Below are 22,637 nucleotides of genomic sequence, written 5' to 3' on the forward strand. Positions count from 1 at the left end.
TCAAAAGGAGAAATTCTTGAGGGCGTCGGGCATGCCTTGCGCCATGGCGGCCTGCTCCTTCGCGGTGTACGTGGCGGCGTCCCAGACTTCGAAGTGGCTGCCCATGCCAAGCAGCATCACGTCACGTTCAAGGGAGGCGGCCGTGCGCAGTTCCGGGGTGATGAGGACGCGGCCGGCGGTATCGAGTTCGACATCGGCGGCGCTGCCCAGGAAGATCCGTTTCCACCAGTGGGCTTCCATCGGCAACGCGGCGATGCGCTCGCGGAAGCGTTCCCACTCCGGGCGCGGAAACAGCATGAGGCAACCGTCCGGGTGCTTGGTCACAGTCACCCGGCCCTCGGCCTGCAGCTGGAGCGCTTCGCGGTGCCGCGACGGAATGGACATCCGCCCCTTGGCATCCAGCGTCAGCGCCGACGCACCCTGGAACACGTTGGTTTCTCTCTCCGTGTGGCGACCCGATCGCCACTCACCTTGCCGTCAACTGGTCTGCAAACGGCCTCTTTAAACCACAAAACTACACTTTCTGACACTGTTTCCCACTTTAGAGGAACGACTTTGGGCGGTCAAGGCTTGCACAGGCCTGCGAGACGGAAAATTTGCAATCAGAACAATGACTTAGCGCACCTGCCCGGAGGTGCTCAGCCACTTTTCCCAATCAAATGAAGGAGATAGCGTGGTTTATGCAGAAACCACGTGAGAGAACGGCGAGCGACGGCCCGCCGGAGGGAGGGCGCGGAGCACCGACAGTAAAGCTCGGGCGAATGGAGGAGCGAACGCCGTGTCGTCGGGCTGTCGACCCGCGACACGCGCTTCAGATGCGGTAGGCGGCGGTCGTCATGATGCGCGACGCGGCGCGCATCGCTTGGCGGATGGGCGCGGGAAGATCAACGCCACCAGCTTGGCGCGCGTTGTCGCCGTGGCGGATTTCGTCGTCGCGCATCTGGGCGACGATGGCGCGCGAGCGGGTGTCCTGGTCGGGCAATGTGTCGAGATGGCCGTCGAGGTGGTGTTCGACCTGGCGCTCGGTCTCTGCGACGAAGCCGAGGCTGATCTTGTCGCCGAGGCGTCCGGCGACCGCGCCGATGGCGAAAGCGCCGGCATACCACAGCGGATTCAGCAGGCTCGGGCGGTCGTTCAATTCCTGCAGGCGTTGCGCGCACCAGGCGAGGTGATCCTCTTCTTCGCGTGCCGCTTCGTCGAGCTGGTCTCGGATGGCGGGATCCCGGGCGAACAGCGCTTGCCCCTGGTACAGGGCCTGGGCGCAGACCTCGCCGACATGGTTCACGCGCATCAGGCCGGCGGCATGGCGGCGCTCGGCCTCGGAGAGTTTGGTGGCGTTGTCGGCCCTGTCCGGGGAGGTGGACGCGATAACGGCATCGGCAGGGTTCGGTCGGCTGGCGCGGGTGACGCCTGCCACAGCGCGCAAGGCGCGGTCGAATTCAGGGATGAAGCGGTCGAGCATGTGTACGGGCACCGCCGGCAATGGCGTGCGGCGCGATCGTCATTGTAAGGCCGGCATCGGGCGGGACCTTGCGTCCGATCAGGACGTCGCTGACCAAACACTACTGTACGGGATAACCCTGTTGGCGCGCGGATCGCATCTAAAACCGCAACGAATCAACGCCGCCCATCGCCAATCTATTTCAAATTCGGAAACAGCCTGTTGCCGAGATCAGACAGCAAACGGGCGTTTACGAACATTCGTTCGCAAATTTCGACCGGGCCCAGTACCGCGTTGCTACATTAGTCAGCGACTTCGTTTGAAAGTCATGGGGCGGGAAGACAAGAACGGAGGGTCTGCCTGCCGCTGAATTCAATAAATAAAGATCTGGAGACCGACCGATGAAGAAATCGCTGCTGGCATTGGCAGTGCTGGGCACGTTTGCGGGTGTTGCGCAGGCTCAGTCGAGTGTGACGCTGTATGGCGTGGTCGACGCCAACGTTGAGTACGTCAACCACGCGCAAGCCGTAACGGCTGCGGGGGTGGTCATCCCGGGCAGCAGCGGTTCGCGCCTGGCGATGCAGGCCGGCGGCCTGTCTTCCAATCGCTGGGGCTTGCGCGGCGTTGAAGACATCGGCGGCGGTCTCAAGGGCCTGTTCGTGCTGGAGTCGGGCTACGGCATGGACACCGGCACGCTGCAGCAGGGCGGACGCCTGTTCGGCCGCCAGGCGTTTGTCGGCTTGCAGGGCAACTGGGGCAAGATCACGCTGGGCCGGCAATACACCACGATCTTCGACATGATGGCGAACTTCTCGCCGACCGGTTACGCCACGCAGTATGAGCCGGTGGTGGGCCAGCTCGGCCCGAACTTCCGCGAAGACAACGTCATCAAGTACACCGGCGCATTCGGCCCGCTGACCGTGGAAGGCCACTGGTCGTTCGGCGAGCGCGCCGGCAGCCAGACCGCCAACTCGGCGTACGGCGTGGGCGCAAACTACTTTGGCGGCCCGTTCGGCCTGGGTATCGCCTATGACGAAGTGAAGGTCCTGACGGCAGCCGAAGCCCTGGGCGGCCCCGGCAACGAGTACGCCAAGGACAAGCGCGCCGCCATTGCCGCGAGCTACACGGTGGGCCCGGTCAAGGTCATGGGCGGCTATCGCTACGGCAAGACCGACACGGCTTCGTCTGGCGCCACGCTGGCGCTGCTGCCGCACCGCGACGATTACTACTGGGCTGGCGTGAACTACCAGGTGACGCCTGCCCTGGGCCTGACGTTGGCGTACTACTACGACAACATCAAGGAAGCGACCATCGGCGGCGCCACGGTCAACCCGCGCAACCCGCAGCAGTGGCAGTTCATTGCCGACTACAACTTCTCCAAGCGCACCGACGTGTACCTGAGTGCCGCGTATGCACGCAATGCATCGCTGAACTGGGATTCGATCGGCTATGTGACGAACCCGGCAACGGGCGCGCAGACGTCGGTGGGCTACCTGCCGGCCGCATCGCAGACGTACTTCATCACGCCGAACTCGGATAACCAGCTCGGTGTGGCGATCGGCGTGCGCCACAAGTTCTGACGCACGCTTCGTTTTTGCCCGCCGCCCCTCTCCTTGGCGGGCGCAGGAAGGCACCTTCGGGTGCCTTTTTGCATGGCTGCGCGCTATGCTGTGCCGACCCAAAAACATCATCGGAGGAGACATGACCGTGCCTTGCACGCTGCGCCGCACCTTGCTGCGCGCAGCCCTTGCCGGTGCTGCTGCCGGCGTCATCGCGTTGCCTGCGGCGGCGCAAACCCCGCCGTATCCAGCCAAGCCGATCACCATCGTCGTGCCGTTCACGCCGGGCGGCACGACCGACATCCTGGCGCGCGCCGTCGCCGCCGAGCTCACGCGCGGCGCCGGCTGGAACGTCATCGTCGACAACCGGCCTGGTGCGGGCGGCAACATCGGCTCGACGCTCGTGGCCAAGGCCGCGCCCGACGGCTACACGCTGCTGATGGGCACGGTCGGCACGCACGCCATCAACCAGACGCTGTACTCGCAGAACGGCGTGCGACTGGGTTTCGATCCGATCAAGGACTTTGCGCCGATCACGCTGGTGGCCTCCGTGCCGAACGTGCTCGTGGTCAACCCGGCCTTTGCGCAGAAGAACAAGATCAACTCGGTGAAGGACCTCATCGACTACGCGAAGGCCAATCCGGGCAAGCTGAACATGGCGTCGTCGGGTAACGGCACGTCGATCCATCTGGCCGGCGAGCTGTTCAAGACGCAGACGGGCACGAGCATGGTCCACGTGCCTTACAAGGGCAGCGGTCCAGCGCTGACCGATCTGATCGGCGGCACGATGGACCTGATGTTCGACAACCTGCCCTCGGCCATGCCGCAGATCAAGGGCGGCAAGCTGAAGGCGCTGGCCGTCACGAGCGCCAAACCCTCGCCGGCGCTGCCCGGTGTGCCAACCGTCGCGCAAGCCGCCGGCCTGCCTCAATACGAGGCGAGCTCGTGGTTCGGGCTGCTGGCGCCAGCCGGCACGCCGCCGGCCATCGTGTCGCGCATCCAGCAGACGGTGGCGAAATCGCTGGCAAGCCCCGCCGTCAAGGAGAAGCTCGAAGCGCAAGGCGCCGAGCCCGTGGGCGACACGCCCGAGCAGTTCGCCGCGCACATCCGCGCCGAGACGGCGAAGTGGGCCGCGGTCGTGAAGGCCTCGGGCGCAAAGGTGGATTGACCGCGCAGCCATTGAGCACGCCGCACGCCGCGCGCACAATGGGCGGCCTTCATAACGACAACAACGCAACGTCCCCGGGAGACCTGCATGTCCTCTTCGACTTCCCCGACCCTGGCGTCGTCCGCCTCGGACGCGGCCACCGACGCGAGCCGCTCGCGCATCGTCTTTGCGAGCTTCATCGGCACGGCCATCGAGTTCTACGATTTCTATGTCTATGCGACCGCCGCGGCGCTGGTGATCGGACCCGTATTCTTTCCGCACGGGTCCGCCACGGCGCAAGCGCTGTCGGCGTTCGTGACATTCGGCATCGCATTTATTGCGCGGCCGATCGGCTCGTTCCTGTTCGGCCACTTTGGCGATCGCATCGGGCGCAAATCGACGCTGGTGGCATCGTTGCTGGTGATGGGCATTTCGACCACGCTGATCGGGCTGGTGCCGGGATACGACAGCATTGGCACGCTCGCACCGATCCTGCTGTGCATCCTGCGCTTCGGCCAGGGCATCGGCTTGGGCGGTGAATGGGGCGGCGCAGCGCTGCTGGCGACCGAGAACGCGCCAGCGGGCAAGCGCGGCTGGTTTGGCATGTTTCCGCAGTTGGGACCGTCGGTCGGCTTCCTGGCATCGAACGGGCTGTTCTTTGGCCTGGCGATCGCGCTATCGGACGAGCAGTTCCGCAGTTGGGGCTGGCGCGTGCCGTTCCTGGTGAGCGCCGTCCTCGTGGCGCTGGGCCTGTATGTGCGATTGAAGATCGCCGAGACGCCGGCCTTCCAGGCGGCCATCGATCGGCACGAACGCGTGAAGGTGCCCGTCGCCGAACTGCTGGCACGCCACTGGTGGCCGACGCTCCTGGGCGCGCTGGCCATGGTCGTCTGCTACACGCTGTTCTATATCTCGACGGTGTTTTCGCTGTCTTACGGCGTGGGTACGCTGCACTTCTCGCGCCCGAGCTTCCTGGGGCTGCTGTGCCTGGCCGTGGTGTTCATGGGGCTGGCGACGCCGCTGTCGGCGTGGGCGTCGGACCGCTTTGGCCGCAAGCCGGTGCTGATCGTCGGCATCGTCGCAGCCATTTTTTCGGGCTTCACGATGGCGCCGCTGCTGGGGAGCGGGCAGACGCCGCTGGTGGCGCTGTTCCTCATCATCGAGCTGTTCCTGATGGGCGTGACCTTCGCGCCGATGGGCGCGCTGCTGCCAGAGCTGTTCCCGACCAACGTGCGCTACACGGGCGCCGGCGTGTCGTACAACCTGGGCGGTATTCTGGGCGCGTCGATTGCGCCGTACATCGCGCAGAAGCTGGCTGAGCAAGGCGGCCTGAGCTGGGTCGGCATGTATGTGTCGGCGGCGGCGGTGGTCAGCCTGATCGGCGTGCTGTGCATGCGCGAAACGCGTGATACCCGGCTGATGTAAGGGCCGCGCATAGCGACGCGCTTAATCCCACGAGTGGCGGCCCGAGCGACCACGCTTGACGTCGCCACGCGCGCGCTTGCCTTCCAGACGGCGCGTCTTGGAAGCGCGCGTGGGCTTGGTGGCGATGCGCGACTTCGGCACCGAAAGCCCCGTCGCGATGAACGCGATCAGACGTTCACGCGCATCCTGGCGGTTGCGGTCCTGCGTGCGAAACCGTTGCGCATCAATCACAATCACGCCCTGGTCGGTCAAGCGTCGGTCGCGCTTTCCCAACAGGCGAGCCCGCAATGCCTCCGGCAACGACGGCGATTGGGCGATGTCAAAGCGCAACTCCACCGCCGTCGATACCTTGTTGATGTTTTGCCCACCCGCCCCGCTTGCGCGCACAAAGCGCTCGACCAGTTCGGACTCCGGAATGGACAATTGAGGGGTGATTTTGAGATCGGTGCCGGGCATTGGGGCATTGTAGGGAGAACCCGTTTTTTCTGGAGATCAGCGTATGTATCGCGGAGAACGTTTCAACGGCTTCAGCCACCTGGCCGGGGCCATCCTTGCCGCCGCTGGCATGGCCGTTCTGGTAACGTCGTCCGCCCTGCACCACGACGCGTGGAAGGTCGTCAGTTCCGTCGTCTACGGCACGACGCTCGTCCTCCTCTACACCATCTCCACGCTGTATCACAGCGTGCGCGGGCCGGCCAAAAGCATCTTCCAGCGGCTCGACTATTGCGCCATCTATCTGTTGATCGCCGGTAGCTATACCCCTTTTGCGCTCGTTACGTTGCGCGGCCCCTGGGGCTGGGCGCTGTTCGGCATCAACTGGGCGCTGGCAGCCATCGGCATTGCGCAGGAACTCTGGATCGGCCGCCGCACGCGCTTGTTCTCGCTGCTGATCTACGTGGTGATGGGCTGGCTGGTGTTGATTGCCATGGGGCCGCTGGCGGCGGCGCTGCCTGCGCCGGGCCTGTGGTGGCTGGTGGCCGGAGGTGCGCTTTACACGACTGGCATCGGCTTCTTTCTCTTTGACGAGAAGGTGCGGCACTTCCACGGCATCTGGCATTTGTTCGTGCTGGCGGGCAGTGCGTGCCAGTTCGTCAGCATCCTGCTGTACGTCGGCTGACCGCCATGAAAAAAGCCGCGATTCCTCGCGGCTTTTTTATTGCAGCTACGCAGACTCAGGCACGCTTCTTCATCGCCTCGTCGCGCAGTTCGCGGCGCAGGATCTTGCCGACGTTCGTCTTCGGCAGCTCGTTGCGGAACTCGATGAACTTCGGGCGTTTGTAGCCGGTGAGCTGGTCCTTGCAGAATTCCTGCAGCTTCTGTTCCGTGAGCGACGGATCGCGGCGCACCACGAACAGCTTCACCACCTCGCCCGAATGCACGTCGGGCACGCCCACCGCGGCCACTTCCAGCACGCCCGGGCACATCGCCACCACGCCTTCGATCTCGTTCGGGTACACGTTGAAACCCGACACCAGGATCATGTCCTTCTTGCGATCGACGATCTTGGTGTAACCGCGCTCGTCCATCACGCCCACGTCGCCGGTCTTGAAGAAACCGTCGGCATACATGACCTTGGCGGTCTCGTCGGGGCGCTTCCAGTAACCCGCCATGACCTGCGGCCCGCGGATGCAGATTTCGCCCGGCTGGCCGATCGGTAGGTCGCGACCTTCGTCGTCGCGGATGGCGATTTCCGTGCCCGGAATCGGCAAACCAACGGTGCCCGAAAACTTGTCGGTATCCGTGGGGTTGCAAATGGCCGACGGCGAGGTTTCCGACAGGCCATAGCCTTCGATGATCGGGCACCCCGTCACCTCCAGCCACTTCTTGGCCACCGCCTCCTGCACCGCCATGCCGCCGCCGTTGGCCACGCGCAGGTTGGAGCAGTCGACATCCTTGAATTCGGGATGGTTCAGCAGCGCGTTGTACAGCGTGTTCACGGCCGGGAACATGTGGAAGCGGTACTGCTTGAGCACCTTGATGAAGCCCGGGATGTCACGCGGATTCGGGATCAGCACGGCCAGCCCGCCCTTGCGCATCGACAGCAGGCAGCACACCGTCAGCGCGAAGATGTGATACAGCGGCAGCGCGGTAATGGTGACGATCTCTTCGTCGGCGGCCAGCATGCGGCCATCGCGGCCGGGCTTGGTGAGCGCCGGATTCATCCACGCTTCCGATTGCAGCACGTTGGCGACGATGTTCCGATGCAGCAGCGTCGCACCCTTCGACACGCCGGTCGTGCCGCCCGTGTATTGCAGGAAGGCCACGTCGTCGGGGCCGACGGAGGTCGGCTTGAGCGTCTGCTTGGCGCCCTCTTGCAGCGCCGTGTTGAAGCGGATGCAGTTGGGCAGCTCCCACGCCGGCACCATCTTCTTGACGCTGCGCACGACGAAATTGACCAGCATGCCCTTGAGGCCGCCGAGCATGTCGCCCATGCTGGCCACCACGATGTGCTTGACCGGCGTATTGGGCAGCACCTGCTGCAGCGTCGTCGCGAAGTTCTCCAGGATGATGATGGCTTCGGCACCGCTGTCCTTGAGCTGGTGTTCCAGTTCGCGCGGGGTGTAAAGCGGGTTGACGTTGACGACCACATAGCCGGCACGCAGCACGGCGGCCAACGCCGCCGGGTACTGCAGCACGTTCGGCATCATCAGCGCGACGCGGGCGCCGGGTGCGAGACCGCGCGATTGCAGCCAGGCCGCCAGTTGGCGCGAGAGCGTATCCAGCTCGCCGTAGGTCAGCACCTTGCCCATGCATTCAAATGCACGGCGGTTGCGGTTCTTCTGGAAAGAATCCTCAAGCAGATGGGCCAGCGATCGGTACTGCGACGCATCGATCTCGGCCGGCACCCCGGCGGGGTACTGCTTCAGCCACGGCTTATCCATGGGCGTGTCTCCTGGCGATTGTCGATTTTTTTCGAATGGTCGTTCGTTTTTTTCGGCATCCTACGCGGATGTCTGTGTCAAAACAATAACTTAGACGGTTCCCTCAGCCGGCCGGCCTCGCTTGAAACTGGTGCAGAAACCGCTGTTGGCATCACTTTTGCGTGATGCCGGCAGACGTCGCCATCGCGGGCGGCGCCAACAATCGCAGGGCGGCTTCGCGTTGCGGTTTGGGCTCGCGCGCCATCGCTTTGACGTCGGCATAGAAGCGCGCCCAGTCGCCGCCATCACGGTGATACAGCGCCGTGAACGCCGGCACCCATTCCAGGTAGCTTGCGACAGCGCCCAGATGCGCGTTCGACAGCGGCTGCGCGAACCAACGGTCGTAACCGGTATAACCGCCCCAGCTTGCCTTGAGCTTGGCGTAATCGGCCTGCAGGCTCGCGAAGATGGCGCGTTTTCCGGCGCGCTTCTCGTCGTCCGACACGGGGCTGGCATACAGCGTCTCCAGCCGGTTGCGGTACTCGAGCAGCAGGGCGCGGAATTGTACGCGGCGGGCGTCGTACGTGGCGTATTCCGCGCGAATTTCCGGCGTAGCGGCATCCGCCAGCCAGCGTTCGACGCCAATGGTTTCCACGGCAGTGGCAAACGATTCGTTGAACGCGGTATCGCCCTTGGCGTAGACGACCTGATGCGCCAGCTCATGAAAAATCAGCCGCGCCAGCTCGCCTTCCGGCAGGCCGACGAAGGTATTGAGCAGCGGGTCGTCGAAATAACCCAGTGTGGAATACGCAGGAATGCCGGCCACATCCACGTCCAGGCCTTGGGCGCGCAGGGTGTCGGCGTAGGCCATGGCGGCGTTGCGGTCGTAATAGCCGCGATACGTCACGCAGCCGACGACGAGGAAACACCATTCCTTGAGCTTGACCGACAGCTCCGGCGCCGCAAACACGTTCCACACCGCGAACGGACGCTTGAGATTGGCGTAGACGCGATAGCTGCCGTTGTCCGGCAGGCCCAGCTCACGCGAGGCATAGATGCGGATGCTGCGCGCATCCTCCAGGCGTTTGGCGAGCTTGTCGTTGTGAGCTTGCCGGGCGTTGTCGATCGCGTGGTCGATCGACTCGCGCTGCGCCATCAGCGAGAGATGTCCGCTGACGGACTGGTAGTAATAACCGACGGTGTCGCAGCCGGCCAGCAACGCCGAACCGGCAAACGACAGCGCAAGGCACAGCGCGCGTGCGGCACGCATGATGGTTCCGTCAGGCGGCCTGTGCCAACGGCGCGACCTCGACCAGGCAATCGTAGAAGGTGGGCGCGCGGCCCATGTCGGTCAGGCGCTGGCTGGTCAGCTCGTTGGCGTTGGTACCATCCGGCGCGAGCTTCTTCCACCAGATCGACAGGCCGACGACCACGCCGCGCCGCGCACGGTCGGTCACGCGGGCGCGCGCCTGCATGGTGCCGCGATCGTTGAAGATGCGGACAAGCTCGCCATCAATGACGCCGCGCGCATTCGCGTCGTCGGGGTGAATGTCGAGATGCGGCTCGCCTTCGGTGCTGCGCAGGCTGTCGACGTTGACGAAGGTGGAGTTCAGGAAGTTGCGCGCCGGCGGCGAGATCATCGACAGCGGATAACGCTTGGCCAGCTCAGGCGTGCTGATCGCCGACTCATGCGGCGGCACATAGCCGGGCAGCGGGTCAAGACCGTCCTTGGCCATCTGCTCGGAATAGAACTCGCAGCGGCCGGACGCCGTGCGGTAACCGCCGCGTGCGAGCGGCGCAGCCGGGTGCGCCAGCTTTTGCCAGCCGTCGCGCTTGAGCGTCGCCCAGTCGATGTGCGCGGCAGCCGGGTCGTCGCGGCGCACCGCTTGGCTGGCGATGTCGTCGTCCGAGTCGGCAAAGCAGGCGTCGTTAAAGCCCATGCGCTTGGCGATGCGGCGGAAGATCTCCGTGTTGGGCAGCGACTGCCCCATGGGCGCGATGGCAGCGTTGTTGGCCAGCACGTAGGTGTGGCCGTACGCCTTGTGCACATCGACATGTTCGAGCTGCGTGGTGGCGGGCAGGAGGATGTCGGCGTAGTCGGCGGTGTCCGTCTGGAAATGCTCCAGCACCACGGTGAAGAGGTCTTCGCGCGCAAAGCCGGCGGCGACCTTGCGCGAGTCCGGCGCCACCGCCACGGGGTTGCTGTTGTAGACGACCACCGCCTCGACCTTCGGGCCGAACGATGCGTCGCCCGCATGCAGCAGCGCATCGCCGATGGTGCTCATGTTGATCGTGCGCGGCAGCGCGGGCCAGCTCGGCAGCAGGTCAGGACGCTGCAGCTTCGCATTGTCGATGGGGAAGAAACCCGACGTCGACAGCTGCAGCCCGCCCGCTGCATCGCGCCACGCGCCCACCAGCGACGGCAGGCATGCGACCGCGCGCACCCCCTGCCCGCCGCCATGCGCACGCTGCATGCCGTAGTTCAGGCGAATGGCCGCGGGCTGCTTGTCGCGCACGACCGTCGTGCCGTACAGCTTGGCGAGCCACTCGATATCCGCCGCGTCCACCCCACACAGCGTCGCCGCGTATTCCGGCGTGTATTGCTGCGCGCGCTCACGCAGCGCCTCGAAACCGAGCGTGTGATCGGCGATGTAGTCGTGGTCGAGCAGATCATCGCGGATCAACACGTGGATCATCGCCAGCGCCAGCGCTGCATCGGTACCGGGGCGCACCGCCAGATGGCGATGGCACTTCTCGGCCGTCAGCGAGCGATACGGATCGATGGCGACGAGCGTGGCGCCGCGCCGTTTGGCTTCCTGTGCACGCGTCCAGAAATGCAGGTTCGACGCGATCGGATTGGCGCCCCAGATCAGGATCAGCTTGGCGTCCTGCACGTGCTCGATGTCCATGCCGAGGCTCGCGCCGTACGTGTAGCGCAGCGCCGTCGCGCCGGCCGATGCGCAGATTGTGCGATCCAGCAGCGACGCTCCCAGCTTGTGGAAGAAGCGCGCGGCCATGCTTTCGCCCTGCACCAGACCCATCGTGCCGGCGTAGCTGTACGGAAGGATGGCCTCCGGGTTGCGCGCAGCAATGTCGCCCAGGCGCGTGGCGATGGTGTCGATGGCCTCGTCCCACGAAATCGGTGCGAACGTGCCCTCGCCCTTGGCGCCCACACGCTTCATCGGCGTCAACAGGCGGTTGGGGTGGTACGTGCGTTCTGCATACCGATTGACCTTGGTGCACAGCACGCCGGCGGTGGTCGGGTGGTCCGGGTCGCCCTGTACGCGGGTGGCGCGGCCGTCCTCGACGGTGACAAGCAAGGCGCAGGTGTCGGGGCAGTCGTGCGGGCAGGCAGCACGGATGACTTGGGTGGACATCAGGGGGCTCCGGAGTGGGTGGCGGCGGGTGCATGTCGGTGTCGTCGCACCACCGCAAGTATCCGGAAATTGTAATCGCCCGCTAGGGGCTTCGCAGCGGCGTGGAACCGCGCGTGACCAGGCGCCCAGTCAGCAGCACGCGGCGCGTCGGCAAGGTGGGTTGCGCGAGGCGCTCCTGCAGCATCGCCATCGCCATCCGGCCGATGTCGTACACCGGCTGCTCGATCACGGTGATGCCCGGGCCGGCGAGTTCGGTCCAGGGCTCGTTATCAAAGCCCGCCACGGCGATGTCACGCGGTACGTCGAGCGACAGCCGCCGCAACGCACGAAGCACGCCGAGCAGCGATTGCGCGTTACTCGCGACCAGCGCGTCGGGGCGATCCCGTTCCGCGCCGGACAGCCACGCCAGCGTCTCGGCCTCCGCGGCCTCGGCGGTCGGCAGGATGAAGCGTGCCTCGGCGGTGATGCCGTGGCGTGCCAGCGCCGTCGCGAATCCGGCCTGACGCTCAGCGCCTGTGCTGCTCGTCCGCCCGAACAGGCCACCGATGCGCCGGTAACCCTGCGCGGCGAGGTGCTCGGCCAGCGTTTGCGCGGCCTGCTGGTTGTCGAGCACGACGGCATCGGTGCCGCATGTGGGGCCGGCGCGGTCGATCAGCACGACCGGGTAGCCGAGATCCACGGGTTGCTGCGCCTCGGCAATGCCGCGCGTCGGCGAGAGGATCACGCCGGTCACACGCTCCTCCTCCATCAGGCGCAGGTACATCGCTTCCTTCTCCGGGTCTTCGTCGGAATTGCAGAGGATGACGCGCAGGCCAGCCGCGTAGGCTGCGTCTTCCACGGCCCGGCTGACGCTGGTGAAGAACGGATTGCGGATGTCGGAGACGATCAGCCCGACGGTCTGCGCCTGCTGCGAGCGTAGCCGCCGCGCCGACAGGTTCGGCCGATACCCCGACGCCGCCACCGCCGCATCGACGCGCCGGCGCAGTTCCGCGCTCACGGGGCCGCCGGCGAGGGCGCGTGACACGGTTGCCACCGACACCCCCGCCGCCGCCGCCACGTCCTTGATTCGAACCGTCATGCTGAAATCGTTTCCAAAGAAAGCGTCATCATAGCGAAGGAGCGCACCACCACCAATGCTCGAAGCACCTAGGGAAACCCCGTAAATACTGGTATAAGCGTCACTTTGTGTCGCGACGCACATTGACACTCCAACTGTAATCGATTTCAATTCGCGATCATCGACGACACGCATGCCGGGCCTTGGAGCACGGCAGCCGCAGGAGACCCGCCGCATGGCTTCCGCCCTGATCTGCGCCGAACGCATCCGTCTGCAGCAACGCGCCACCGACAAGGAAAGCGCCATCCGCGCCGCCGGCCAATTGCTGGCCGACGCCGGCTGCATCGATCCCGCCTATATCGACAGCCTTTTGCGCCGCGAAACGGTGGCCAACACGTTTCTCGGCCACGGCGTCGCCATTCCGCACGGCATGGGCGAGGACCGTCACCTGATCCGCCAGACCGGCATTGCGGTGCTGCAGTTTCCTGACGGGCTGGAGTGGCACCCGGGCCAGACGACGCACCTGGTATTTGCCATCGCCGCGCAGTCGGACGAACACATCACGCTGCTGCGCCGGCTGACGCGGCTGCTGAATGACGATGCGCGCCTGCGGCAGCTCTTCACCACGCAGAATGCTGAAGAGCTTGTCGCCGCACTCTCCAGCGACGCGCCCGCGCCCGCCGCCGGCACACCAGGCACCGACCTCGCCGAGCAGCGCACCTTGACGCTGGAATACCCGAGCGGTCTGCACGCGCGTCCGGCCGCGCAGTGGGTCGAAACCGCGCGTCGCTTTGCCGCGCGGGTGCAAGTCCGCCATGGCGACGAAACCGCCGATGCAAAGAATCTCGTGGCGTTGCTGCAATTGGGGCTGGCGGCCGGCGCCAAACTCAGTCTCTCTGCGGAAGGCCCCGACGCCGGGGCCGCGCTCGACGCGCTGCTGCAGACCATCCGAGGCCTGACGGCGCAGGAGCGCGCTCAGGCGGCGCGCGACACGCAGGCGGCTCGCACGCGCCAGACCGCGCACGGCTGGCAAGCCGACACGGCGCTGCCCGCCATCGGCGGCATTGCGGCGAGCCCCGGCTTGGCGATCGGCCCCATCCACGTGTTGCAGCACGGCGCGTCGACCGTGCCCGATCATCCCGTCGCACTCACCACCGGCGGCGACCTGCTGGACCAGGCGCTGGCCAGCACGCGCGCGGAGCTGGAAGCCCTGGCGCGCGACACCGCCGCCCGTCTGGGCGAAGCCGAAGCGGGCATCTTCAAGGCGCAGGCTGAACTGCTGGGCGACACCGATCTCATGACGCTGACATGCCAGGCGATGGTCGAAGGCCACGGGGTGGCGTGGTCCTGGCATCAGGCCGTCGAGCGCCTCGCCGAGCGGCTGGGCGCGCTGGGTAATCCGCTGCTGGCCGCGCGCGCGGCCGACTTGCGCGACGTGGGACGGCGTGTGCTGGGCCATATCGATCCGTCGCTACGCAGTGCAGCGCAGACGCTGCCCGACACACCCTGCATCCTGGTGGCGGCGGACCTGTCGCCTTCGGATACGGCGGCGCTCGACACGCGACGCATCATCGGCATCGTCACGGCGCAAGGCGGTCCGACCTCGCACACGGCCATCCTGACGCGCACGCTGGGCATCCCGGCCGTCGTGGCCGCCGGCCCGGCCGTGCTCGATGTGGCGACGGGCACGCAGGCCATCATCGACGGCACGGGCGGCCGTCTGGTGCTCGATCCCGATGACGCCAGCATCGCGAGCGCCCGCGCATGGCTGCAGGAAGACGCCGCGCGCACGCAGCGTGAGGAGGCGGAGCGAGGCCTGCCCGCGCGCACGCGTGACGGCCACACGGTGGAGATCGCGGCCAACGTCAACCTGCCGGCACAAGCGGTCGAAGCGCTCACGCTCGGTGCGGAAGGCGTCGGCCTGATGCGCACCGAATTCCTGTTCCTCGAACGCGACCACGCGCCGGACGAAGACACGCAATACGCGGTCTACGCCGACATGCTCAAAGCCCTTGGCGGCCGTCCGCTGATCGTGCGCACGCTGGATATCGGCGGCGACAAGCAGGTCCCGCATCTGAACCTGCCGACGGAAGAGAACCCGTTCCTCGGCGTGCGCGGTGCGCGCCTGCTGCTGCGCCGGCCCGACCTCATGGAGCCGCAACTGCGCGCGCTCTATCGGGCCGCCCGCGATGCCGGCAGTACCGGCGATACCGCGGCGCTGTCGATCATGTTCCCGATGATCACGTCATTGGAGGAGGTGACCGCCCTGCGCGCCGCCTGCGAACGCATCCGCGCAGAACTCGACGCGCCGACGGTGCCGCTGGGCATCATGGTGGAAGTGCCAGCCGCCGCACTGCTGGCCGATCGGCTGGCCGAGCACGTCGACTTCTTCTCCATCGGAACCAACGACCTCACGCAATACACGCTGGCGATCGACCGCCAGCACCCCGACCTCGCCGCCGAGGCCGACAGCCTGCACCCGAGCGTGCTGCGTCTGATTCAGCAGACGGTGCAAGGCGCCGCGCGCCACGGGCGCTGGGTCGGCGTATGCGGCGGGCTGGCCGGGGACCCGTTCGGCGCGCTGCTGCTGACAGGGCTTGGCGTGCACGAGTTGTCGATGAGCCCGCGCGATATTGCGCCGGTCAAGGCGCGGCTGCGCGAGGCGCACCTTCGCGCGTTGTCTCAGCTTGCAGAACGCGCGCTGGCCTGTGCGTCCGCCCAGGAAGTGCGCGCCCTGGAAACCGCCTTCCCGATGCAGGCCGGTGGTGAGGAGAAGGCCGCATGAGCCGCCCGTCGCGCATCGTCACCGTCACGCTCAACCCGGCCATCGACATGACCGTCGGGCTGGAGCGCCTCGAACGCGGCCGCGTCAACATCGGCCGCAGCGTCACGCAACAAGCCGGCGGCAAGGGCGTCAACGTCGCTGCCTGCCTCGCCGACTGGCAGGTGCCGGTGATTGCCACGGGCCTTCTCGGCGACGCCAATGCCGAACTGTTCGAGGCGCTGTTTGCGCGCAAGGGCGTGGTCGACGGCTTCTGCCGCGTGCCCGGCACCAATCGCACCAACATCAAGATCAGCGACCAGGCAGACGGGCAGACCACCGACATCAATCTGCCCGGCATTGACGCCACGCCCGCAGACTTCGACGCGCTGTGCGAACGCATTGACGCGCTCTCCGACATTGCGGGCGCGGCGCTGTGCGGCAGTCAGGCCGGTGGCTTGCCGCCGGATGCCTACGTGACATTGCTGGCGCGGCTTAACCGCCGCGGCGTACCGACCTTGGTCGACACGAGCGGCGCCCCGCTCGCCCAGGTCCTGGCTGCACCACGCGACGCGCTGCCGACGGCCATCAAGCCCAATCGGCACGAACTGGAACTGTGGGCGGGGACATCGCTGCCGACGCTGGCTGAAACGGTGGACCTGGCACGCGCCATCCACGCGCGTGGCGTGAAGCAGGTCATCGTCTCGCTCGGCGAGGACGGCGCGCTGTTCGTCACGGCAGACGGCACGTGGCAAGCGAGCCTGCCACCGGTGCGCGCCGCCAGTACCGTCGGCGCGGGTGACGCCATGGTGGCCGGCGTGCTGGCCGGTTGGCATGCCGGTGCCGGCATGGAAGAGACCGTGCGCCTTTCGGTGGCCTTTGCCGCATGCAAGCTGCAGCGTCTGGGGCCGCACCTCCCCGCGCCTGGCGAAGTGCGCGAATGCGCCGCCGCCGTCCAGATGCAGCGCGTGGCCTGACGCCCCGACCATCGCATCGCCACACGCTCAACGCATTCAAGGAGCCGATCATGGCAAACCTGCTGGCAATTCTCGGTGCGGACGGCCGCACCACCCGCGCGATGCTCGCCGGCGCGGCTCTGCGCCACGCGGCGCGCGAATCCGGCTACAAGCTCGACGTCGACGTGCGCGGCCCGGACATCACCTCCGTCGTTGACACCGCGGCGCTGGCCACCGCCGAAGCCGTCGTCTGGGCCGGCCTGTCGCCCGATGCCGCCGCTCGTCACGCCAATCCGCGCACGCTTGAAGTCACGCTCGACGAGGTGCTGGCCGACGCCCGGGCAGTGCTGGCCCGCGCGATGCAGAACGCCTCACCCGCGCCGGAACCCGGTGTGCAAGCGCGGCGCATCGTCGCCATCACGTCGTGCCCGACCGGCATCGCGCACACCTTCATGGCCGCCGAGGCGCTCACGCAGGCAGCCGGCGCGCTCGGTCACACGATCCACGTGGAGACGCAGGGCTCGGTTGGCGCACAGAACACGCTGTCGGCCGATGCCATCGCGAGTGCGGATCTCGTGTTGATCGCCGCGGATACGCAGGTGGACCTGTCGCGCTTTGCCGGCAAGCGCGTCTTCCGCGCCGGCACCAAAGCTGCCATCCACGACGGGCAGGCGCTGATCCGCCGTGCCTTCGACGAGGCCTCCGTAGAAAACTCCGCCACAGCACAATCGACGCGCACCGCGGCCGCCGCTGCAGAACAACAGCGCACCGGCCCGTACAAGCACCTGATGACCGGCGTGTCCTTCATGCTGCCGTTCGTGGTGGCGGGGGGCATCCTGATTGCGCTGGCGTTTGCCCTCGGCGGCATCTATGTGACGGACGCCTCGGCGAGCCACACGCTTGGCGGCGCGCTGTTCCAGATCGGCGCCAAGTCCGCGTTTGCCTTGATGGTGCCCGTGCTCGCCGGATACATCGCGTATTCGATCGCCAGCCGGCCGGGCATCGCACCGGGGATGGTCGGAGGCATGCTGGCCGCCAGCCTGGGGGCCGGCTTTCTTGGCGGCATCGTCGCCGGGTTCGTCGCGGGCTATGGCACCGAGGCGCTCAACCGTTGGCTGAAGCTGCCGCGCAACCTGGAAGGGCTGAAACCCGTGCTGATTCTGCCCGTCCTCGGCTGCCTGGTGACGGGCCTGGTGATGCTGTATGTGGTCGGCGCGCCGGTTGCCGCGCTGCTGGCGTCCCTGACCGCCTGGCTGCGCGGCATGCAGGGCGCCAACGCGGTCCCGCTGGGCGCTCTGCTGGGCGGCATGATGGCCTTCGACATGGGCGGCCCCATCAACAAGGCGGCGTATGCCTTCAGCACCGGGCTGATCGGCGCGCAAGTCTATACGCCCATGGCCGCCACGATGGCCGCGGGCATGACGCCGCCGCTGGGCATCGCGCTGGCGGCATGGCTGTTCCCGTCGCGGTTCACGCCAGACGAACGCCAGGCGGCCCGCGCCACCGCCGTGCTCGGCCTCGCCTTCATCAGCGAGGGGGCGATCCCGTATGCCGCGCGCGACCCGTTCCGCGTAATTCCGGCACTGGTGGCGGGCTCGGCCTGCGCGGGCGCCCTATCGATGCTCTTCGGGGTGGAACTGCGCGTGCCGCACGGCGGGGCGTTCGTGCTGCCGATCCCGAACGCGGTGACGCACCTGGGCGGCTACGTGGCGGCGCTGGTTGCCGGCACCGTCGTCACTGCCGTGCTGCTGGCCGTGATGAAGCGACGGGTGGCGGAAGGCGCCTGAAACGGCCCTCGCATGAAGGAAGGCGAGCACATCGCGCGCCTTCTCTGTCTCAAAAAGGCTCAAAAGCGACGCAACCCGCCCGATTCTGTTTGCCTCCCCTGCCCGTTTAGCTATGATGCCGGGCAAATCAACTCTCGGGGGAGAGCAATGCAATCTCGCAGAATCACCGGGCTGCTGGCCATGTTCGCAGCGGGCATCGTCGGCATGGCGTCAAGCGGCGCCCACGCCGAAACGGGCGTAACCAATGACGCAATCATCGTCGGGCAATCGGCGCCAATGAGCGGGCCGGCGGCACAGCTCGGCCAGCAGATGAACCGCGGCGCCCAGTTGTACTTCAACGCGGTCAATGCAGCAGGCGGCATCAACGGACGCAAGATCGAGCTGAAGGTGCTCGACGATTTCTACGAGCCCGATGCGACCGCCCGCAACACCAAGACGCTCATCGAAGACACCAAGGTGTTCGCGCTGTTCGGCTATGTCGGTACGCCGACCAGCCTGGCGGCGCTGAAGATCGCCAACCCGGCAGGCGTGCCTTTCTTTGCGCCGTACTCCGGCGCCTCGGCGCTGCGCGAGCCGTTCGCGCGCAATGTGTTCCACGTGCGCGCCAGCTACAACGATGAAACCGCCGCCATCGTCCAGCAGATCCACACCACGGGCCTCAAGCGCATTGCCGTGGTCTATAACGACGATGCCTACGGCAAGGCGGGCCTCGACGGTATTCAGCGCGCGCTCAAATTGCCGGCAAACCAAGGAGTGACGCTCGTGGCGCAAGCCAGCGTCGTCCGGAACACGACCGACGTGAAGAGTTCGATTGCCACCGTGCTGGCGCAAAAGCCGGACGCGGTTGTCGTCATCAGCGCGTACCAGACCGTGGCCGCCCTCGTGAAGGGCGCGCAAGACCAGGGCTATGCGGGCCAGTTCTACAACGTGTCGTTTGTCGGCACCAAGGCGCTGGCCAACGCACTCGGCAAGGCTGGTGGCGGCGTGATCATCTCTCAAGTGATGCCGTATCCGTATAGCGGTGCATCGCCCGTCGTGCGCGATTACCAAAAGCTGCTCAAATCGGATGGCATTACCGATTTCGACTACGGCAGCATCGAGGGCTACGTCGCTGCGCGCGTCTTTGTCGAAGGTCTCAAGCGCGCCGGCCGCGACCTGACGCGCGAGAAGTTCATCGGGGCGCTGGAGTCGATGGGCAACTACGACGTGGGCGGCTTCAACGTGAACTTCTCGCCGTCCAACCACGTGGGCTCCAAGTTCGTTGAGATGACGATCATCAACTCGAACGGCCAAGTGATCCGCTGATCTCACGTCGCCGCAAAGAAAGCCGGGCCAAGTGCCCGGTTTCTTTCGTTTACGCCGGCTGCAACTGCGGCTGCCGTTGCGCGAGCCGCCGCATGAAGGTTTCGCACTGCGCGATCTGCGCGAGTTCGATGTATTCGTTCGGCTTGTGCGCCTGCTCGATATTGCCCGGCCCGCACACCACCGTCGGGATGCCCGCGCGCGAGAATAGGCCCGCTTCCGTCCCATAGTCGACCTTGCCGACCGTGCCCCGGCTATCGGCCAACGCTTGCGCCAGCGACACCAGCTCGTGCGAGGGCGCGATCGACAGGCCAGGCGTGTTGGCCTTCATGGCGAAGCTGATGTCAGCGTCGGCGGAAACTTCACGCATTTGCGGCAGCAATGTCTGCTGCGCATAGCGCTCGACTTCACCAAAGAGCCAATCCGGATCGGTGCCCGGCAGATAGCGGAAATCAAAGGTGAATTCGCAGTCGCGGGGCACCACGTTGGTAGCAATACCGCCCTTGATCGTGCCCGTGTTCAACGTCGTATGCGGCACGACAAAGGCGGCGTCGCGCGCCTCTTCCGCCGCCAGACGCGCAGCCAGCGAGCGGATATGCGCGATCAGCAGCGCAGCAAATTCGATCGCGTTCACCCCTTGCGGCGTCAACGCGGAATGCGCTTCCTTGCCTCGCACGCAGCATCGGTATTCGCGCTTGCCCTTGTGCGCAATGATGGCGCGCATCGACGTAGGCTCTCCGACGATGCAACCGGCCGGCTGAATGCCGCTGACCTCCAGATCACGCAACAAGCTGCGCACGCCCACACAGCCGATCTCTTCGTCATACGACAGCGAGAGATGAAAACTGGCATCGCCCTCCGCTGCCATGAACGCGGGCACGTTGGCAAGCGCCACGGCAATGAAGCTCTTCATATCGGCCGTGCCACGTCCGTACAGGCGACCATCGCGAATTTGTGCATCGAACGGATTCGTATCCCACGGCTGACCATCGACGGGCACCACATCGGTATGCCCCGACAGCACGAGCCCCGGCTTGCGGCCCGGCGACAGCGTCGCAAACAGATTCGCCTTACCCCCCGTCGCGTCATACGTGAGCCGGCATTCCGCCCCCTGCGCGCGCAAGCGATCGCGCACCCATTCGATCAATCCGAGGTTCGAACTGCGGCTGACTGTATCGAACGCCACCAGCGTGCGAATCAATTGCAGAACTTCGTCGGAAGGTTGCGATGCGGCAGCGATAACGTCGGCGGACATGATGGGCTCTGTTCGGTCAGGTGGTGCTTAGAGAACCGCGACGGGAAGCTGGGAAGGTGGCGCGGTCGACTGGCGAAGCTCCAGTGTAGGCGTTTCGGCGGTTCGGCTTCTGCTGTAAGCGACCCCGCACAGGCCATGGCATGAAGAATCCATACAAGACTGCATGGACGGATCGAGCAATTGGTTGATGGCGGGCCGGAAACCGCCCTTCGGCGTATCATCGAACGTGGTTCCGAACTTTCAGCCAGAACACGAGCATCCCATGAAGCTGATCCCAGAAATCCAAGCCGCGCAGCCCGAGATCCAGGCGCTGCGACGCGACATCCACGCGCATCCCGAACTCTGCTTCGAAGAGCAACGCACCTCCGATCTGGTCGCCGCCAAGCTTGCCGAATGGGGCATCGAAGTACATCGCGGCCTGGGTAAGACCGGGCTGGTCGGCGTTATCCGTAACGGTGAGGGCAAGAGCATCGGCCTGCGCGCCGATATGGATGCGTTACCGCTCGCCGAGGCCAACCAGTTCGAGCATCGCTCCAAGCACGACGGCAAGATGCACGCGTGCGGCCATGACGGCCACACGGCAATGCTGCTCGGCGCGGCGCATTACTTGTCCAAGCACCGCAATTTCAGCGGTACCGTGAACCTGATCTTCCAGCCCGCCGAAGAAGGCGGCGGCGGCGCACGCGAGATGATCAAGGACGGCCTGTTCGATCGATTCCCATGCGACGCCGTCTTCGGCCTGCACAACTGGCCGGGCGTTCCGGTCGGCGCATTCGGGACGCGGGCCGGCGCATTGATGGCGTCGAGCAACGAATTCCGCATCACGATCAAAGGCAAAGGGGCGCACGCAGCGCTACCGCACAACGGCAACGACCCGGTGTTTGTCGGCGCTCAGGTGGTCTCGGCGCTGCAAGGCATCATCACGCGCAACAAACGCCCGATCGACACCGCGGTCCTCTCCGTCACTCAGTTCCATGCCGGCGATGCGACCAACATCATCCCGAACGAAGCCTGGATCGGCGGCACGGTACGCACCTTCTCCACAGAAGTCCTCGACCTGATCGAGCGCCGCATGGAAGAAGTCTCTAAGGGCATCGCCGCCGCATACGATTGCACGGTCGATTTCGTCTTCCACCGCAACTACCCCCCCACCGTGAACACCGAAACTGAAACGAAGTTCGCGGCAGCAGTCATGCGGGAGCTCGTCGGGGCGGATAACGTGGAAGCCAATATCGATCCGACCATGGGTGCCGAAGATTTCTCGTTCATGCTGATCGAGAGGCCGGGCTGCTTCGCCTTCATCGGCAATGGCGATGGTGATCACCGCGAGCAAGGCCACGGTCTGGGGCCATGCATGCTGCACAATCCAAGCTACGACTTCAATGACGAGTTGCTGCCGCTGGGCGCAACATATTGGGTTCGCCTCGCCGAGAAATTCTTGGCACGTAGCTAGTCAGTCGCTCGCATCAGCGCAAAAGCCTCCGAATGGAGGCTTTTTTTGTTTTGACGAGGCTGGCCACAGGGAGGCATTGCTGCTGCGCCGAGCTCGACGGGTGTGAATGTGTTCGGGATGGTTCGCAGGAATGAGCAGCCCGTTCAGCAGACCGATTACGAATCATTCGCGCCAAAGACAAACACCCCAGCTCAGTAGTAGAGCTGGGGTGTTGTATGGGGAGAGCCTGGCGATGACCTACTTTCACACGGGAATC

Annotated in this window: 17 protein-coding genes; 9 read left to right on the forward strand and 8 right to left on the reverse strand. The window is 65.8% G+C overall.

Features of this window, described 5'->3' with window-relative positions; all coding sequences use genetic code 11:
- Both mraZ and coq7 read right to left on the reverse strand, forming a co-directional pair.
- Nucleotides 1–429, reverse strand: a complete 429-nt coding sequence (gene mraZ / locus R2669_RS24230; protein WP_024979191.1) for a division/cell wall cluster transcriptional repressor MraZ — start codon at nt 427–429, stop codon at nt 1–3.
- Nucleotides 430–811: 382 nt separating this feature from the next.
- Complete coding sequence (gene coq7 / locus R2669_RS24235; RefSeq protein ID WP_316902390.1) at nt 812–1,462, reverse strand: 2-polyprenyl-3-methyl-6-methoxy-1,4-benzoquinone monooxygenase; 651 nt, start codon at nt 1,460–1,462, stop codon at nt 812–814.
- Nucleotides 1,463–1,842: 380 nt separating this feature from the next.
- Between coq7 and R2669_RS24240 the strand changes: the two genes are divergently transcribed.
- The 3 genes from R2669_RS24240 (at nt 1,843) to R2669_RS24250 (ending at nt 5,572) form a co-directional block, all read left to right on the forward strand.
- On the forward strand, nt 1,843–3,021 hold the full coding sequence (locus R2669_RS24240; RefSeq protein ID WP_316902392.1) for a porin: 1,179 nt from the start codon (nt 1,843–1,845) through the stop codon (nt 3,019–3,021).
- A 127-nt stretch (nt 3,022–3,148) separates the two neighbouring features.
- Entirely contained in the window at nt 3,149–4,168 is a 1,020-nt protein-coding gene (locus R2669_RS24245; protein WP_428984300.1) for a Bug family tripartite tricarboxylate transporter substrate binding protein, read from the forward strand.
- A gap of 87 nt (nt 4,169–4,255) precedes the next feature.
- Entirely contained in the window at nt 4,256–5,572 is a 1,317-nt protein-coding gene (locus tag R2669_RS24250; RefSeq protein ID WP_316902393.1) for an MFS transporter, read from the forward strand.
- Between the two features lie 21 nt (nt 5,573–5,593).
- On the opposite strand, the gene arfB is transcribed toward R2669_RS24250, so the two are convergent.
- On the reverse strand, nt 5,594–6,028 hold the full coding sequence (arfB, locus tag R2669_RS24255) for an alternative ribosome rescue aminoacyl-tRNA hydrolase ArfB (protein ID WP_147213821.1): 435 nt from the start codon (nt 6,026–6,028) through the stop codon (nt 5,594–5,596).
- Nucleotides 6,029–6,071: 43 nt separating this feature from the next.
- Between arfB and trhA the strand changes: the two genes are divergently transcribed.
- Nucleotides 6,072–6,689, forward strand: a complete 618-nt coding sequence (gene trhA / locus R2669_RS24260; protein WP_316891800.1) for a PAQR family membrane homeostasis protein TrhA — start codon at nt 6,072–6,074, stop codon at nt 6,687–6,689.
- A 55-nt stretch (nt 6,690–6,744) separates the two neighbouring features.
- Here trhA and R2669_RS24265 read toward each other — a convergent pair whose 3' ends face one another.
- The 4 genes from R2669_RS24265 to R2669_RS24280 all read right to left on the reverse strand — a co-directional run bounded on the left by R2669_RS24265 (nt 6,745) and on the right by R2669_RS24280 (nt 12,888).
- Nucleotides 6,745–8,454: a long-chain fatty acid--CoA ligase gene (locus R2669_RS24265; protein WP_316902395.1), complete on the reverse strand. Its 1,710-nt coding sequence runs from the start codon at nt 8,452–8,454 to the stop codon at nt 6,745–6,747.
- Between the two features lie 151 nt (nt 8,455–8,605).
- Nucleotides 8,606–9,703 (reverse strand): aminopeptidase, encoded by a 1,098-nt coding sequence (locus tag R2669_RS24270; protein ID WP_316902396.1) that lies wholly within the window; start codon nt 9,701–9,703, stop codon nt 8,606–8,608.
- A 10-nt stretch (nt 9,704–9,713) separates the two neighbouring features.
- The gene (locus R2669_RS24275; RefSeq protein WP_316902398.1) at nt 9,714–11,810 is read right to left on the reverse strand and encodes a molybdopterin-containing oxidoreductase family protein; all 2,097 of its coding nucleotides are present in this window, start codon (nt 11,808–11,810) and stop codon (nt 9,714–9,716) included.
- Between the two features lie 82 nt (nt 11,811–11,892).
- Nucleotides 11,893–12,888 carry a LacI family DNA-binding transcriptional regulator gene (locus tag R2669_RS24280; protein WP_316902400.1) on the reverse strand — a complete coding sequence of 332 codons (996 nt, stop codon included), beginning with the start codon at nt 12,886–12,888 and terminating at the stop codon, nt 11,893–11,895.
- Nucleotides 12,889–13,102: 214 nt separating this feature from the next.
- Here R2669_RS24280 and ptsP point away from each other — a divergent pair, with 214 nt between their 5' ends.
- The 4 genes from ptsP to R2669_RS24300 all read left to right on the forward strand — a co-directional run bounded on the left by ptsP (nt 13,103) and on the right by R2669_RS24300 (nt 19,676).
- Entirely contained in the window at nt 13,103–15,652 is a 2,550-nt protein-coding gene (gene ptsP, locus R2669_RS24285) for a phosphoenolpyruvate--protein phosphotransferase (RefSeq protein ID WP_316902401.1), read from the forward strand.
- Nucleotides 15,649–16,605 (forward strand): 1-phosphofructokinase, encoded by a 957-nt coding sequence (gene pfkB / locus R2669_RS24290; protein WP_316902403.1) that lies wholly within the window; start codon nt 15,649–15,651, stop codon nt 16,603–16,605. The genes ptsP and pfkB overlap by 4 nt, the downstream gene beginning before the upstream one ends.
- Before the next feature lie 50 nt (nt 16,606–16,655).
- Complete coding sequence (locus R2669_RS24295) at nt 16,656–18,371, forward strand: PTS fructose transporter subunit IIC (protein WP_316902405.1); 1,716 nt, start codon at nt 16,656–16,658, stop codon at nt 18,369–18,371.
- Between the two features lie 147 nt (nt 18,372–18,518).
- Nucleotides 18,519–19,676 (forward strand): ABC transporter substrate-binding protein, encoded by a 1,158-nt coding sequence (locus tag R2669_RS24300; protein ID WP_316902406.1) that lies wholly within the window; start codon nt 18,519–18,521, stop codon nt 19,674–19,676.
- 49 nt (nt 19,677–19,725) lie between these two features.
- On the opposite strand, the gene argE is transcribed toward R2669_RS24300, so the two are convergent.
- Nucleotides 19,726–20,928 (reverse strand): acetylornithine deacetylase, encoded by a 1,203-nt coding sequence (argE, locus tag R2669_RS24305; RefSeq protein WP_316902407.1) that lies wholly within the window; start codon nt 20,926–20,928, stop codon nt 19,726–19,728.
- 262 nt (nt 20,929–21,190) lie between these two features.
- Here argE and R2669_RS24310 point away from each other — a divergent pair, with 262 nt between their 5' ends.
- A complete protein-coding gene (locus R2669_RS24310; RefSeq protein WP_316891811.1) occupies nt 21,191–22,381 on the forward strand; it encodes a M20 aminoacylase family protein in 1,191 nt (396 codons plus the stop codon).
- The last annotated feature ends 256 nt before the right edge of the window (nt 22,382–22,637 follow it).

Origin of the sequence: Ralstonia edaphi (assembly GCF_958350185.1) — a bacterium.
Lineage (GTDB): Bacteria > Pseudomonadota > Gammaproteobacteria > Burkholderiales > Burkholderiaceae > Ralstonia > Ralstonia edaphi.

Excerpts from the sequence above, each read along its gene's own strand:
- trhA (WP_316891800.1), top strand. The coding sequence starts at position 6,072 with ATGTATCGCGGAGAACGTTTCAACGGCTTCAGCCACCTGGCCGGGGCC.
- ptsP (WP_316902401.1), top strand. The coding sequence starts at position 13,103 with ATGGCTTCCGCCCTGATCTGCGCCGAACGCATCCGTCTGCAGCAACGC.
- R2669_RS24250 (WP_316902393.1), top strand. The coding sequence starts at position 4,256 with ATGTCCTCTTCGACTTCCCCGACCCTGGCGTCGTCCGCCTCGGACGCG.
- R2669_RS24300 (WP_316902406.1), top strand. The coding sequence starts at position 18,519 with ATGCAATCTCGCAGAATCACCGGGCTGCTGGCCATGTTCGCAGCGGGC.
- pfkB (WP_316902403.1), top strand. The coding sequence starts at position 15,649 with ATGAGCCGCCCGTCGCGCATCGTCACCGTCACGCTCAACCCGGCCATC.
- R2669_RS24275 (WP_316902398.1), bottom strand. The coding sequence starts at position 11,810 with ATGTCCACCCAAGTCATCCGTGCTGCCTGCCCGCACGACTGCCCCGAC.
- R2669_RS24310 (WP_316891811.1), top strand. The coding sequence starts at position 21,191 with ATGAAGCTGATCCCAGAAATCCAAGCCGCGCAGCCCGAGATCCAGGCG.
- arfB (WP_147213821.1), bottom strand. The coding sequence starts at position 6,028 with ATGCCCGGCACCGATCTCAAAATCACCCCTCAATTGTCCATTCCGGAG.
- R2669_RS24270 (WP_316902396.1), bottom strand. The coding sequence starts at position 9,703 with ATGCGTGCCGCACGCGCGCTGTGCCTTGCGCTGTCGTTTGCCGGTTCG.
- coq7 (WP_316902390.1), bottom strand. The coding sequence starts at position 1,462 with ATGCTCGACCGCTTCATCCCTGAATTCGACCGCGCCTTGCGCGCTGTG.
- R2669_RS24240 (WP_316902392.1), top strand. The coding sequence starts at position 1,843 with ATGAAGAAATCGCTGCTGGCATTGGCAGTGCTGGGCACGTTTGCGGGT.
- argE (WP_316902407.1), bottom strand. The coding sequence starts at position 20,928 with ATGTCCGCCGACGTTATCGCTGCCGCATCGCAACCTTCCGACGAAGTT.
- R2669_RS24265 (WP_316902395.1), bottom strand. The coding sequence starts at position 8,454 with ATGGATAAGCCGTGGCTGAAGCAGTACCCCGCCGGGGTGCCGGCCGAG.
- R2669_RS24280 (WP_316902400.1), bottom strand. The coding sequence starts at position 12,888 with ATGACGGTTCGAATCAAGGACGTGGCGGCGGCGGCGGGGGTGTCGGTG.
- R2669_RS24295 (WP_316902405.1), top strand. The coding sequence starts at position 16,656 with ATGGCAAACCTGCTGGCAATTCTCGGTGCGGACGGCCGCACCACCCGC.